Here is a 13244-nt window from a genome sequence, read left to right as displayed (position 1 = left end):
ATGAATGAATTTTCGAAGGAAATGAATAATGATGAAAATCTTCCTACCTTTTCTCAAGGTGTAAGAGACTGTATTCCAACCTTAATAGGTTACATAAGTATTGGAATAGCTGCAGGGATTGTTGGAGCTTCTTCTAATTTGAGTATATTAGAAGTTACATTATTATCAGTATTAGTGTACGCTGGCGCTTCACAGTTTATTATTTGTGCGTTGATCGTGGCAGGGAGTCCTATTTCGGTCATTATATTCACAACTTTTATTGTGAATGTACGGCACTTTTTATTAAGTATGACATTAGCTCCTTACTTTACAAAGTATTCTCTAATAAAAAATATTGGTATTGGAACGCTTGTTACTGATGAATCCTTTGGTGTTGCCGTTACTAAAATGATAAAAGGAGAAAAAATGAATGCTGCATGGATGAATGGGTTAAATTTAACAGCTTATCTATTTTGGATTTTATCCTGTAGTATTGGGGCTATATTTGGGAAGTGGATTTCTAATCCAGAGGTATTGGGATTGGATTTTGCTTTAACGGCTATGTTTTTGGCATTACTTGTGTTGCAATTAGAAAATATTGAAAAAAGTAAACTGAAGTTATATTTATCATTAATTTTATACGTAGTGATAGCGATGCTCATCCTGTGTATATTTGTTCCGTCATATATAGCAATTATTATATCAACGATCATTGTTGCAACGATTGGGGTGATGAAAGATAAATGAGTATTGATTTAACCATTTTAATTATTATTTTAGGATGTGCTGTTGTTACGTTTATTCCAAGAATTATTCCATTTATAGTTGTAAGAAACTTGAAACTTCCAGTAATAGTAACTAAATGGCTTTTATTTATACCTATCTGTATTTTTACAGCACTTATTGTTGACAGTATTATCATGGATGGTGAATCATTATTTTCCATTGATTGGAAGGTGTTAGCCGCTATTATCCCAACACTTATGATAGCTTTGTGGACAAAAAGTTTATCAGTAACTGTTATTGTTGGAATAGTTTGTATGGCTACCGTTAGATATTTATTTTAAAGCATAAAAAGATTGATTGAACTTGCGGAAGCTAAAATTACATAAAAGCAGGGTTAGCGGGCATTGCACATTGGATTCAAGTAAGTAAAAGCGAGACTTTCACAAGCCGAGAGTCTCGCTTTTTGTTTCCAATACGGTAATTCTAGGCTGTCATCTAATTTCAAAATTTTGCTGCTCATCGGTTAACAGGGATAACGGTTTAAGGGGTATTCACTCTGCCCCTCTGTTTTTATTAAATTCAAGATCATATCCCTTTTGCATCCCCTCATTTGTTTCGTCAGGATTCTCATCATGGATATAAGGTTTCTTCACTTGGTTATCATCATTTAGGTCTGTATTATTATCATATCGAACCGGACGATAATCTATTTCTTCTTGCTCATTAAATTTGTTATTATCTGTGTTACATGCAGATAAAAAGCTGACTGAAAGTAAAGCGGACAAGATAAGGATTTTCCCTTTTGCTCTCATAATATCCCCCCATTAGCTTATTAATGTTAATATGCACCATAAATGATTACTTACTCTTAAACGGCTCTGGAATTTTTTGTTACCCCCAAAGAAATTTCTTGGAACAATAAAAAATACCTGTCCATATTCTGGAAGCAGGTATTTCACACTTTACGAGCAAAGTGAAAAGCTAATTTAAACAAGAGAACCGCCTTGCTTAAGGTATTTTACAATTCCTTCAGAAGCTCTATATGAAAGGGCACCTAATGTACCAGTTGGGTTAAAAGAGCTATTATGAGGAAATGCCGAAGCACCAGCGACAAATACATTTTCAGCATCCCACATTTGCATATAAGAATTGACTGCGGATGTCTGCGGATCAATGCCCATCATGACGCCACCCGTGTTATGTGTGTTCGTATCCGTGTTCACGTTAAAAGGTCCTTGTTCACCGACTGTATCAATATGATCTGGATTCATTTCTTTTGCTATTGACTTTGTTACATTAGACATGAATTTTACTAATTCGCGATCTTGTTCAGTATAATCATATGTCATACGTAATAAAGGCATCCCATATACATCTTTATAGGTAGGATCTAGATCAAGATAGTTTTGTTCATGAGGCAAACTTGCGCCTTGTGATTTTACTTGAAGTACACTATTTGCATATTTTATTGTTTGTTTCTTAAATTCTGGTCCCCATGTAGGTGTTCCAATTGGCGCATTGTTAGTAGCAATAGGTCGCGCTCCATATTGGGTCGTACGAATACCTGCCCCGTGAAGAAAGTTTTCATTTGTATGATCAAAATTATCACCTGCGAATTCAGGAATCTCAATCCCTAATGCTCCTGCACCACCATATATGTTAAACTCTCGATCATTATAAAATAACGTGGAATAACCTGAGCTTACTTGATAACAATAATTCTTTCCGATTACTCCTGTCCCTGTTTTGGGATCATAAGGTTGTCCAAGTTTTGAGTTAAGTAAAAGCCTTACATTATTAAATACATAACTCGCTATGACCACCACGTCAGCAGGCTGTTCAAACTCCTCGCCGGAAAATGTATTTACATACATGACTCCCGTTGCTTTATTTCCATCATTTAAAATACGTGTCACATTTGCGTGTGTACGAAGCTCAAGGTTACCTGTTTGTTGTGCAACAGGAAGAACGGTTACAACTGGGTCAGCTTTTGCTCCATATTCACAGCCGAAGTTTTCACAGTAGGCACAGTATTGACATGCCGAACGTGAAATACCATCTGGATTTGTGTAATTCTCAGAGAGATTCGCAGAAGGCAGTATATATGGTTTATAGCCAAGTTTTTTCGTTGCCTTTTCAAATTCTTCGAGAACGGGCGTTTTTACCATTGGTCCTGTTGGATATGGGTTTGAGCGAGGACCATATAACTCAACTGTTTCACCGGAAATTCCAGCCATCTTTTCAAAAGTGTCATAATATGGTTCGAGCTCGTCATATGTAATGCCCCAATCTTGCAGTGTATAGCCAGCTTTTATTTTTTTTGCACCATATCTGTCAATGGTCTTTGATTTGATTTCAAAATCATAAGGAAGGAAACGATAAGTTTGTCCATTCCAGTGACTCCCAGCGCCACCTAAACCATCGCCTACGATAAATGTTCCGTAATGGCGCATAGGGAGAGCTCTTATTTTTCCATTATTACGTGATGTAATGGTTTCTTTGGAAAGGTCTTGCATTAACTCTGTTCGCTGTTGGAAACGAAGTTCATCATGTACCATTAAATAATCGCTCATTTTTCTCTCTTTCCCGCGTTCCAGTCCAAGTACTTTGATCCCCGCTTTTGTTAATTCTGAGGCAATGATTCCCCCAGCCCAACCCATTCCGACGATAACCACGGGTACTTTAGGAAGTTTTTTAGCCATGATTGACACTCCTTACTTTTATTATGAATGCCCCATATGATCGTGAAGGCTGCTTGGTTCTAATTGTATAAATTCTTTGCTTTGAATTTCTTTTGTAAAACTCATTTTATTACCAGGGAAACTTCGCATTTTCCATCCTTGCATCTCCTTATTTCCACCGTACATTGGATCTGCATAAACCCCTTCAATGGTTAAGTTTCTTAGCAATCTGAAAAAGTCGGCTGTAGATACTCCAGAAAGCGAATCTGCTTCACCTTTCTCAAACGCAACTAATACTTCGTCTTGTTCTGATCCTTCTAAGTCAATGAAGGTTTTTTTATAATGTTTATTACTATAATCATCTAATCCTTTTAAACCTAATCTGAACAAATCTTTACGTAAAATACGGATCTGCTCACCTTGTGTTGGCTCCGGCTCATGAAAGGGACCTAACATATAATCTTTTGCATTTACGCCCCATTGGCTAGCAAGTTGATGATCAATATAAATAGCTGCATTAAGTTCCTGTGCGCCTGGACCAAGCTCGTCCTTTGGAAAAATACGTTCAACAGCCGCCATGGCTGTTTGATATTCTCCAGGATAAAAAAACATCAACGCTAAATTGGGGTTAGCAGTTGGAGCTTGGGTGGTTTGTTCTGTTTTCTTTCCACTTTCAGGGTTCTGCCTAAACAGGCTCCCAACTGCTCCACCAAGCACAAGGCCCCCGACTGTTAATCCAGAGTTTTTTAAAAAGTTTCGTCTAGTACTTTTAGTACCGACTTCTCTGCTCTCTTTATCTGACACGAAAAAACCTCCTAATGTAAGTTAAGAATAAGAAGATTAACAACTAATACCTTAAGCCTGTCCTGATTTCTATTAAAATAAACGTTTTCGCTATAGTTGAAGGTATATATTGGTATGTTTTCTTAAGGACTTTATTGGGTGATTACTTGCGCCAATTCCATATAGTGATTAACTGGGAACAAAATAAGGATAAATGAGCGATTCTTGATTAATAACTCTTAACTCTGGCAATTCTAGTAACACTGAAAACACGCGATAAATGGGTGGGCTAGAAACATGGAAGAATACACGCTTGTCGAGCATTTAACTGAGTTAAGGAAACGGCTAATTATTATAGTAATGACATTTATTTTATCTCTATGTATAGGGTTTGGTGTTGCATCCAAATTATTAAACTTAATAAAATTACAACCGACCGCTGTTAATGTAGATTGGAATGTGTTTGGTTTTACAGATGGATTATTAATATATGTTAAGTGTGCTATGGTCATTGCCATACTATTGACATTACCCATAGCGTTGCATCAAGTGTGGTTATTTGTAAAACCAGGGTTGTCGGAGACAGAAGCGAAAGGAACTTTTAGATATATACCTATTTCTTTTTTCTTATTTCTTGCTGGAGTAGCTTTCAGCTATTTTATCTTATTTCCATTAATGTTAGATTTTATGTCCAAAATCAATCAATCGATTAATGCCACGGAAACATATGGGATGAACCAGTACTTTACATTTATGTTTAATCTAATCATCCCAGTTGGTCTTATATTTGAAATGCCAGTTGTCATCTTATTTCTAACAAAGCTCGGAATAGTAACACCAAAATCATTAAGGAAAATGAGGAAAATTTCATATTTTATTTTAGTAGTAATAGGGGTATTAATTACGCCGCCAGATTTTATTTCTGATTTCTTAATTATTATCCCTTTAATCACTTTATTTGAAATTAGTATTTTAATTTCCAGTTGGTCCTTTAACCGGAAATAAAGTGGCTAATCTGTAATTTCAGTTGGAATAAAAGAATTATTACTAAAACGAGGATTATTTGTTAAAACTAACATTTATATACGTTCCAATAGGAGGGAAAAAGATGCCAAATGTAGGTGTGCCTGGATTAATATTAATCCTAATCATTGCTTTAATTATTTTCGGTCCTGCTAAGCTTCCTCAATTAGGAAGGGCTGTCGGCCAAACGTTAAAGGAATTCAAAAATTCTACCAAAGAGGTAGTAGATGATGTAACAGGAGAATTTGAATTAGAAGAAAAACAAACTGAACGCAAAGAGAAAAAACAAATATAACATACCAAATATTTCTATTAGCTAATCTAATCAAATGTTGACGGTCCACTCACAAAGTATAGAAACGACATAATAAAAAAATATGTAAATCGATTAAAATGAAAGGTTTTTTTGGAGGTTACGGGATGAGAAAAGTATGGATCACTACTTTGGTTAATATTGCCCTTGCAGGATGTTTAGTTTTTTTACTGTTTTTTTATGAAGGAACGCAGTCTTCTGAACCAGAGGGTGAAGGTGGAGAGGTAACGACTGCTAGCAATGCTGAAGAGATCATAAATACTAGCTGTATTACTTGTCACGGGGAGAATTTAGAAGGCGGGGCGGGACCTGCCCTAAATAAAGTGGGTTCAAAGTATTCACAAACTGAAATCGAAGATATTATTAATAATGGGAAAAATAGTATGCCAGCAGGGGTTATCTCACCGGAAGAAGCTAAAGTTGTTGCTGAATGGCTATCTCAGAAGAGGTAAATGTATATATTTCCAAGGGAAGTATTAAAGATAATGAACTTATATTTATTTAGTGTAAATAAACGATAAACACATAAACCAGCTTGTAATCAACAGAAGTTATGATTGCAGGCTAGTTTATATTAGTTGAGATAAAGTTATTTAAAAAATGGAAGACCAATTAAAAACAATAGACCAAATAACAGTGTTTAATAATAAGCCTACGATAAAAAAGGTCCATTGAGGACTTTTCATTTTCCAACAAGCAATAATGATGGCAAGACCAATTGGAGCGCCAATAAAGGAAAGCCACGGAAATGGTTGAAATGATTTAAAACAAAAAATCCCGTAGCAAGCTGTTAATAAAATGGCCAAAAATAACTCACTTAATAATGATAATTCGGATTTTGCGTAAGTGCTCATATTTCCTCCCTCCAGTTAATTTTAGAATGTCTAATAACTACAATAAATATTCAAATGAAAAATGGAGAGATGCTACCAAACGATGTGCAATGAACAAGCGATAAAACACTTAAATGAAAAGGGACTGGGCGAAAACTTAGACGTTTTAGCCAGTCCCTTTTCATTATTTTATATTTAGACATTTACATTCCATTTATTAGAAAGTGAAAAATGAGTACACCTTAAGACGTAGTACAACATCAAACCCTAGCCGGTTTAGTTTTCTTTGTTATCGCGTTAAGCTAAAAAAGAATGTAATTTTGAATACATCTGGCATTGCTAAAATGTTCAAGTCACTTTTAAAACTCAAAATAGTTACGAAGTGAATAAGAGATCCACTTACAATGAGGATGACTGCTAATATTTTCAAGTAATCCTTTTATAATAGCGGGATTTAAAGTCGGTTCAAGTAGCTCTTGCTTTAGCAAAATTAGCGACTCTTTTTCAATTGGCTCTTCCATTTCTTTTATTTTTTGTTCCATTGTTTCGATGATTTGTTCTTTTTTTAAATCTTCATTTATCGGTTGCTGAAACAGTTCAACAAGCTCGCTTGAAATAAAGGGAATAGTAATGTGTTTTGCTAGTAAATTGGTTTTTTCCACGAGCGATTGTGATAATAAATCCACATCTAGCGGTAAGTTATAGAAAAGAAATAACTCTGAATAAGTCTTCATAAAGCCTTTGATGCAATAGATTAGATCATATTTTATCTGTTTGATCTCTTCACCATATAATCTTTCAATCATCGATAAAATTACTTTTTCCATTAATCTGTCATAATAACGCATTTTTAAAATGAATTCTTCGTTAAATGATTGTGCTTGCTCTTTAATAAGTATTTTGGCAAAATCAGAATGCTGATGAAAAGAATGAAATATCGTATAAAAAAATTCATACAGAAGTTTTTCATTATCTTTTGTATTTTTGACCTTGTAGTCAATATTGGTGGTGAATTGCATCATAAAATGATCAATCAATGCTAAAATCAATTCATCCTTTGATTTAAATGATAAGTAAAAAGCACCTTTAGAAATTCCGCAATGCTCTGTTATCTGTTGAACTGAGGTCGATTCAAAGCCTCGCTGTGCAAAAAGTTCTAGTGCTTTATCCATAATTAATTGTTTTTTTATCATTTTATTTTATCGCTCCTATGTTCTTTCATTGACAATTGACTAATTAGTCATTATTATGAGGAAATGAGCTTAAAAAGTCAAATAGAGGCAGGTGTAGTAAGTGAAAGGTTTAGTCAACTTTGTTCTGAAGAATAAATTAGCAGTATGGCTGCTTACAGTTATTATTGTTGTATCTGGTATTTACTCAGGTACACGAATGAAAACGGAGACGATCCCAGATATTTCAATCCCTTTCTTAATGGTAACGGGAGTATATCCAGGAGCAACTCCTGAGCAAGTGATGGAAGATGTGTCCATGCCATTAGAGAAAGCTGCGGAAAACCTTGAAGACGTGAAATCCGTTTATTCAAATTCCTATTCTAACATGGCGAGTATTCAAGTGGAATACGACTACGGTATAGATATGGACGAGGCGAAGCGCGCATTGCAATCTGCGTTAGATGCGGTAAATTTACCAGAAGAAGCGCAAAAGCCGTCAATTACAGCGATTAGCATGAATATGATGCCAGTTGTTGCATTAAGTGTAAGTAGTCAAAAAGAAGATATTGTTGAACTAACCTCAACAGTAGAGGAAATATTACTTCCAAAAATTGAGAAAATCGATGGCGTTGCATCTGCAACGATAGCAGGTCAGCATATTGAAGAAGTGCAGCTTACTTATAACAAAGAAAAAATGGCTGAACTAGACATAACGGAAGATACAGTAAAAGAAATGATTCAAGCAAGTGATCTAGCTGTTTCATTAGGTCTTTACGAGTTTGAAGAAGGGGAAGAAGCTGTATCAGTAGATGGTAAATTCATGACAGCAAATGAATTAAAGGAAATGCTTATACCTGTCACACCATCTGCAGAAAATCCATCACCATTTGTGAAGCTTAGTGATATCGCTACAATTAAAGTAGTTGGTAAAGTAGAATCGGTTTCACGTACAAATGGTAAAGATGCGATTGCTATTCAAATTATTAAGGGGCAACAAGCGAATACGGTTGATGTTGTAAACAAAGTGAAAGATTTAATTAAAGATGAAGAGAAAAAGATAGATGGTCTTGTAATTGATGTATCACTTGACCAAGGTGAACCTATTGAAGATTCGATTTCCACAATGATTGAAAAAGCGTTATTTGGTGGTTTAATTGCAGTACTAATCATTCTACTATTCTTACGTGATTTCAAATCTACAATTATATCGATTATATCTATTCCAGTTTCAATATTCATGGCATTATTGCTACTAAACTGGTTGGATATTACGTTAAATATTATGACGCTTGGTGCGATTACAGTTGCAATCGGTCGTGTAATCGATGACTCCATCGTAGTAGTGGAAAACATATATCGGCGTTTACATTTGAAAGAAGAGAAATTAACAGGTCGTGCACTTGTACGTGAAGCGACGATTGAAATGTTCAAACCAATCATGTCATCTACATTAGTAACAGTTGCGGTATTTGCACCACTTATTTTCGTGGGAGGAATGGTCGGCGAGCTGTTCATGCCGTTCGCATTAACAATGACGTTTGCGCTTGGTGCTTCGTTAATTGTTGCAATTACAATTGTTCCAGCATTATCTCACTTCTTATTTAGGAAAAAGTTATATAGTGAAAAGACAGAAAGTAATCATAAAGAGGCTGGTAAACTAGCTAACTGGTATAAAGGGATTCTTAAATGGTCACTGAATCATAAATGGATTACTTCCATCATTTCCATTGTGTTATTAGCGGGAAGTGTGGCGTTAACACCATTAATTGGTTTCAGCTTTATGGGCAGTGAAGAAGAAAAAGTAATGTACTTGACCTACACGCCTGAAGCAGGCGAGCTAAAGGAAGATACATTAGCAAATATTGAAGTAGTAGAAGAAAAATTATTAAAGCGTAATGATATTGATATCGTTCAATTATCCGTAACGGAGAATGGCGATGAGATGTCAGCAATGATGGGTGGCGGAGCAGGCGGTGCTTTAATGTACCTAATCTTTGACCCAGAAATGGATGATTTCCCAGAAGCTCGTGAGGAAATTGAAGATTATGTGTTTAATATTGATCAATCAGGTGAATGGAAGAGCCAGGACTTCACTTCTATGTCAATGTCTACAAATGAAATCAGCTACTCATTCTACAGTGAAGATTTAGATAAACTAAATGAAACTGTAAAAATGGTAGAAGATGTGATGAAAGAAAATGACGGTTTAGAAAAGGTTTCTTCAAGCGCAGAGGATGCTTATGTTGAGTACACGTTCAAAGTAGAACAAGATGAATTACTACAGTATGGATTAACAACAGGGCAAATCGTCATGATGTTAAGCCCAACAACAACAAAAGACGTTTTAACTACAGTTGAAAAAGACGGTAACTCAATAGAGGTAATCGTTCAGCAAGAACAAGCTACACAACCAAAATCAATTGATGATATATTAGCCACAGAAGTACCGACAGCAACTGGTGCAACAATGAAACTATCAGAGCTTGTTGCAGTTGAGAAAGGTACAACGCTAAATACGCTTGCTCGTAGTCAAGGTGAATACTACGCAACAGTTTCTGGAACAATCATTGGTGATGATATTTCCAAAGCAACATCTGAAGTAGATAAAGCTATTGATAAATTAGATTTACCTAAAGGTGTTACAATCGGCGTTGCTGGAGTAGCTGCAGATATGACGGAAACATTTACACAACTGGGTGTGGCGATGCTTGCAGCAATCGCAATTGTGTATTTCATCCTTGTTGTCACATTCCGTGAAGGTGTCGCGCCATTTGCGATCCTATTCTCGTTACCATTTGCGGTGATTGGTTCATTTGTTGGTTTATTAATTGCCGGTGAAACGATCTCTGTATCTGTCATGATGGGTCTATTAATGTTAATCGGTATCGTTGTGACAAACGCCATTGTACTCGTAGATCGTATTATCCGTATGGAGCGTGAAGGTTTAGGTATGCGTGAAGCAGTTCTTGAAGCAGGTGTAACACGTTTACGTCCAATCTTAATGACGGCTATCGCAACGATTGGTGCATTAGTTCCGTTAGCAATTGGATCAGGCGGTGGTGGCGGCTTAATCTCCAAAGGTCTTGGTATTACAGTAATTGGTGGTTTAATCAGTTCAACATTATTAACACTAATTGTTGTACCAATTGTTTACGAGATACTCTCAAAACTATTTAAGAAAAATCGTAAAGAAATAGAAGAAGACTAATTAATTTACCCCATAAGATGATACGTCATCTTATGGGGTTTCTTTGTATGAAAAAGTAGCATTGCCCGTTTAACGAGGTCCAAATTGCGCCACAGAACGCAATGATTTTAGTCGAGGACATTTAAGTTAAAGGTAACACGGTTAGCTTGGGAGAATGATGTGCTTTATCGTGGTACCAACGAAATGTGGCAGATTCTAATATAACTTTGTGCCTATTAATTAACTAGCGTGGGCTTAGAATATATCATTCTTTCAGACTAATTTATTTGAAATTGTCCAAATACGATTATTGATAGCGTATACTGTACGATGATTAATTGAAGGAAAGGTATTCATTTGCCTTTCTAGTTTTTTGTCGTATGGGAGGGGTTTAGATGAAGAAGTTTCTACGAAAGCTTGGTAAATTTATTATTGTATTATTCGCTATATTTGCTACTTGTACCTTACTAATTATCTCGGGAATTTGGGGATATCAACAATATCAAGATTATAAACTCGGAAAATATTTAAAAGCTTTGCCAACAGATCCGACAATTTCAACCAATACAACAGTTGAATTACACGGTGACGAACAAATTGGTAATGATAAAATGCTGATCCGAGAAAAGGTGGAAGCTGGGTTAAATCCATATGTCAGAGATACATCAGGTAATGGAATTTCCGATTGGGACGCGATTCATACATACAAGACAGACCCGAAGAAATTTTCAACAGCCGGAGATGGAATTAGTGACTTAGCCAAAATTAAAGAAGGTTTAGATCCAACAAAGCCATTGGATAAAAAGACGATAGATGAATTCAGCATCGAAAATGATGAATTAAATGTTGAGATTCATACGAATGATTTAAATGCAAAGTATCATACATTTATTGAACCCTATGAGCATCCGGACCTTAATTCCATCTATCAGCCTGTCCGGGATGCTGTACAATTCTTTAATTACAAAGGAGAAGTCGAATTGACCTTAGCCGAAGGGGTGAAAAACAAGGAAAGGTTAAAAGCCTTTTATTTTGATTTTAACAAAGAAGACTTTGTCGAGATCAAAAAACAACATATGAAAGATGATGCTATTTTTGCCACCATTAATGACTCTTTTCCTGTTTATATACTTGATCCGGATACGTATGAACGAATTGAGAAATATTATTATTTTCGCGTTTCAGGATTTCAATTTAGCCGTGCATTTGCTGGGTTTGACCATAAGGTGTTTATCTTTAAACGTGCTTGGCGTGATAGTGATCAGTTTGTTGAGGATACTTATGAGGATGAAGATTATGGCATTACTGAGCTATCAATTGGGAAAATCGGTCCGATTTCAGCCGCTTTTTTAGATGGAGTTTATGCCTTGTTGGATAAAATATTCCAGCCACTAAAAAATACAGATGGGAATTTGCTTGCTCGTGCACTCCTTGACTACGGAACAGTTATGGGGACACCGGAATATGTGAAGAAATATTCGATTCCTTGGATATTCGATGATGAATTTAACCAGGAAGAGGTATATTCTGCTAAAGTGATTGATACAGGTTTCCTTGCCAATCAACATGCTTTTAAGTTCGGAAATATGTTGACACCACTTGGTGATGGTGGAATTTGTGCTGGAATTGTTCGGGTAATCGAGCGGGTCTTTAATCACGAAGATATTGAACGAGAGTTATCTTATAAGCCAGAAACATTAAAATCTTGGCTACGAGAACTCATATTACAGTCGGGCTATAAATCTTTATCATATGATTTAGAGCCCCAATTGGAACAATATCCTTTTTTGAAAAATGGAAACTTGTATGCCTATCGTTTCACTGATGAAAAAATTGCTCACATTGGGGCAGACAAATATATAGATGATATAGTAATTGATCCTAGTTCTCTTTCAGATCCAGACAGTACTCTTATTAAAATGTTAGAAACACAATGGATCTATGCGAATGAATTTATAAATTATAAGACGAAGCCGTATCAATCTTCAAAGTTGTCGATACTAGATCAAGTAGAGGAATCATTAGCAAATGGGCAAACTGTTTATGCGTCATTGCACAAAGAATCAGGCGGGCACGCAGTAAATATTTATAAAATGGAGTATGATGAATTTGATCCGAATCTAATTCGGTTATATGCCTATGACTCCAACTTCCCATATGGAAGATTAAAACAAGAAAAGAAAAAAGAACTTTTCATGAATATTTACAAGCAGAAAAAAACGACTGAAGATGGAGTAGAAGAATATTTTCAATTTGATTACACACCTTTTCCTAGTCAGAGGGATAATTATTCCTATAATAATGTAGAAAGTAATGATGAAATTCGTTTTTTTGTAAACGATCAAGCGCTTAAAGGAAAATAAAACAAAATCTTTTAAAAATGGATAGCGCAAAGTAGATCTTCTTTCGATGCTTGAGCGAAAACCCTATCTTTTTAGTAGATGGGGTTTTTCGCTCTTTTTCAGTAAGAGGATCATTGTTAAACTTAATGGGGAAAATAAGAATATCTAAATTTCAATCAAGTTGGATATAGAGTGGATATAGGGA

Annotated in this window: 12 protein-coding genes; 7 read left to right on the top strand and 5 right to left on the bottom strand. The window is 35.6% G+C overall.

Going from position 1 to position 13244, the window contains the following annotated elements; genetic code table 11:
* Positions 1-726 (top strand): AzlC family ABC transporter permease, encoded by a 726-nt coding sequence (locus BLE01S_RS12560; RefSeq protein WP_066142522.1) that lies wholly within the window; start codon positions 1-3, stop codon positions 724-726.
* Positions 723-1046 (top strand): AzlD domain-containing protein, encoded by a 324-nt coding sequence (locus BLE01S_RS12555; RefSeq protein ID WP_066142520.1) that lies wholly within the window; start codon positions 723-725, stop codon positions 1044-1046. Before BLE01S_RS12560 ends, BLE01S_RS12555 begins: the two co-directional genes overlap by 4 nt.
* Positions 1047-1256: 210 nt before the next feature.
* Here BLE01S_RS12555 and BLE01S_RS12550 read toward each other — a convergent pair whose 3' ends face one another.
* The 3 genes from BLE01S_RS12550 to BLE01S_RS12540 all read right to left on the bottom strand — a co-directional run bounded on the left by BLE01S_RS12550 (position 1257) and on the right by BLE01S_RS12540 (position 4190).
* Positions 1257-1517 carry a hypothetical protein gene (locus BLE01S_RS12550; RefSeq protein ID WP_066142516.1) on the bottom strand — a complete coding sequence of 87 codons (261 nt, stop codon included), beginning with the start codon at positions 1515-1517 and terminating at the stop codon, positions 1257-1259.
* A 174-nt stretch (positions 1518-1691) separates the two neighbouring features.
* Complete coding sequence (locus tag BLE01S_RS12545; RefSeq protein ID WP_066142512.1) at positions 1692-3407, bottom strand: GMC family oxidoreductase; 1716 nt, start codon at positions 3405-3407, stop codon at positions 1692-1694.
* Positions 3408-3428: 21 nt separating this feature from the next.
* Positions 3429-4190, bottom strand: a complete 762-nt coding sequence (locus BLE01S_RS12540) for a gluconate 2-dehydrogenase subunit 3 family protein (protein ID WP_066142507.1) — start codon at positions 4188-4190, stop codon at positions 3429-3431.
* 276 nt (positions 4191-4466) lie between these two features.
* Between BLE01S_RS12540 and tatC the strand changes: the two genes are divergently transcribed.
* The 3 genes from tatC (at position 4467) to BLE01S_RS12525 (ending at position 5957) form a co-directional block, all read left to right on the top strand.
* Positions 4467-5174 carry a twin-arginine translocase subunit TatC gene (gene tatC / locus BLE01S_RS12535; RefSeq protein WP_066142503.1) on the top strand — a complete coding sequence of 236 codons (708 nt, stop codon included), beginning with the start codon at positions 4467-4469 and terminating at the stop codon, positions 5172-5174.
* A gap of 103 nt (positions 5175-5277) precedes the next feature.
* Entirely contained in the window at positions 5278-5487 is a 210-nt protein-coding gene (tatA, locus tag BLE01S_RS12530; protein WP_066142499.1) for a twin-arginine translocase TatA/TatE family subunit, read from the top strand.
* A gap of 125 nt (positions 5488-5612) precedes the next feature.
* Positions 5613-5957, top strand: coding sequence for a c-type cytochrome (locus BLE01S_RS12525; RefSeq protein WP_066142496.1), 345 nt, complete (start codon positions 5613-5615; stop codon positions 5955-5957).
* 141 nt (positions 5958-6098) lie between these two features.
* On the opposite strand, the gene BLE01S_RS12520 is transcribed toward BLE01S_RS12525, so the two are convergent.
* Together BLE01S_RS12520 and BLE01S_RS12515 are read right to left on the bottom strand one after the other, a co-directional pair.
* Positions 6099-6359 (bottom strand): hypothetical protein, encoded by a 261-nt coding sequence (locus BLE01S_RS12520; protein WP_066142494.1) that lies wholly within the window; start codon positions 6357-6359, stop codon positions 6099-6101.
* A gap of 338 nt (positions 6360-6697) precedes the next feature.
* Complete coding sequence (locus BLE01S_RS12515; protein ID WP_066142492.1) at positions 6698-7531, bottom strand: TetR/AcrR family transcriptional regulator; 834 nt, start codon at positions 7529-7531, stop codon at positions 6698-6700.
* A gap of 100 nt (positions 7532-7631) precedes the next feature.
* Here BLE01S_RS12515 and BLE01S_RS12510 point away from each other — a divergent pair, with 100 nt between their 5' ends.
* Together BLE01S_RS12510 and BLE01S_RS12505 are read left to right on the top strand one after the other, a co-directional pair.
* Positions 7632-10718, top strand: coding sequence for an efflux RND transporter permease subunit (locus tag BLE01S_RS12510; RefSeq protein ID WP_066142490.1), 3087 nt, complete (start codon positions 7632-7634; stop codon positions 10716-10718).
* Between the two features lie 374 nt (positions 10719-11092).
* Positions 11093-13060 (top strand): hypothetical protein, encoded by a 1968-nt coding sequence (locus BLE01S_RS12505; RefSeq protein ID WP_066142488.1) that lies wholly within the window; start codon positions 11093-11095, stop codon positions 13058-13060.
* Positions 13061-13244: the final 184 nt, after the last annotated feature.

Origin of the sequence: Lederbergia lenta NBRC 16444 (genome assembly GCF_001591545.1) — a bacterium.
Lineage (GTDB): Bacteria > Bacillota > Bacilli > Bacillales > Bacillaceae_C > Lederbergia > Lederbergia lenta.
The sequence above is the reverse complement of the archived record's forward strand: the minus strand, read 5'-3'. Positions and strand labels throughout refer to the sequence as shown.

Excerpts from the sequence above, each read along its gene's own strand:
- BLE01S_RS12560 (WP_066142522.1), top strand. The coding sequence starts at position 1 with ATGAATGAATTTTCGAAGGAAATGAATAATGATGAAAATCTTCCTACC.
- BLE01S_RS12555 (WP_066142520.1), top strand. The coding sequence starts at position 723 with ATGAGTATTGATTTAACCATTTTAATTATTATTTTAGGATGTGCTGTT.
- BLE01S_RS12550 (WP_066142516.1), bottom strand. The coding sequence starts at position 1,517 with ATGAGAGCAAAAGGGAAAATCCTTATCTTGTCCGCTTTACTTTCAGTC.
- BLE01S_RS12545 (WP_066142512.1), bottom strand. The coding sequence starts at position 3,407 with ATGGCTAAAAAACTTCCTAAAGTACCCGTGGTTATCGTCGGAATGGGT.
- tatC (WP_066142503.1), top strand. The coding sequence starts at position 4,467 with ATGGAAGAATACACGCTTGTCGAGCATTTAACTGAGTTAAGGAAACGG.
- tatA (WP_066142499.1), top strand. The coding sequence starts at position 5,278 with ATGCCAAATGTAGGTGTGCCTGGATTAATATTAATCCTAATCATTGCT.
- BLE01S_RS12525 (WP_066142496.1), top strand. The coding sequence starts at position 5,613 with ATGAGAAAAGTATGGATCACTACTTTGGTTAATATTGCCCTTGCAGGA.
- BLE01S_RS12520 (WP_066142494.1), bottom strand. The coding sequence starts at position 6,359 with ATGAGCACTTACGCAAAATCCGAATTATCATTATTAAGTGAGTTATTT.
- BLE01S_RS12515 (WP_066142492.1), bottom strand. The coding sequence starts at position 7,531 with ATGATAAAAAAACAATTAATTATGGATAAAGCACTAGAACTTTTTGCA.
- BLE01S_RS12505 (WP_066142488.1), top strand. The coding sequence starts at position 11,093 with ATGAAGAAGTTTCTACGAAAGCTTGGTAAATTTATTATTGTATTATTC.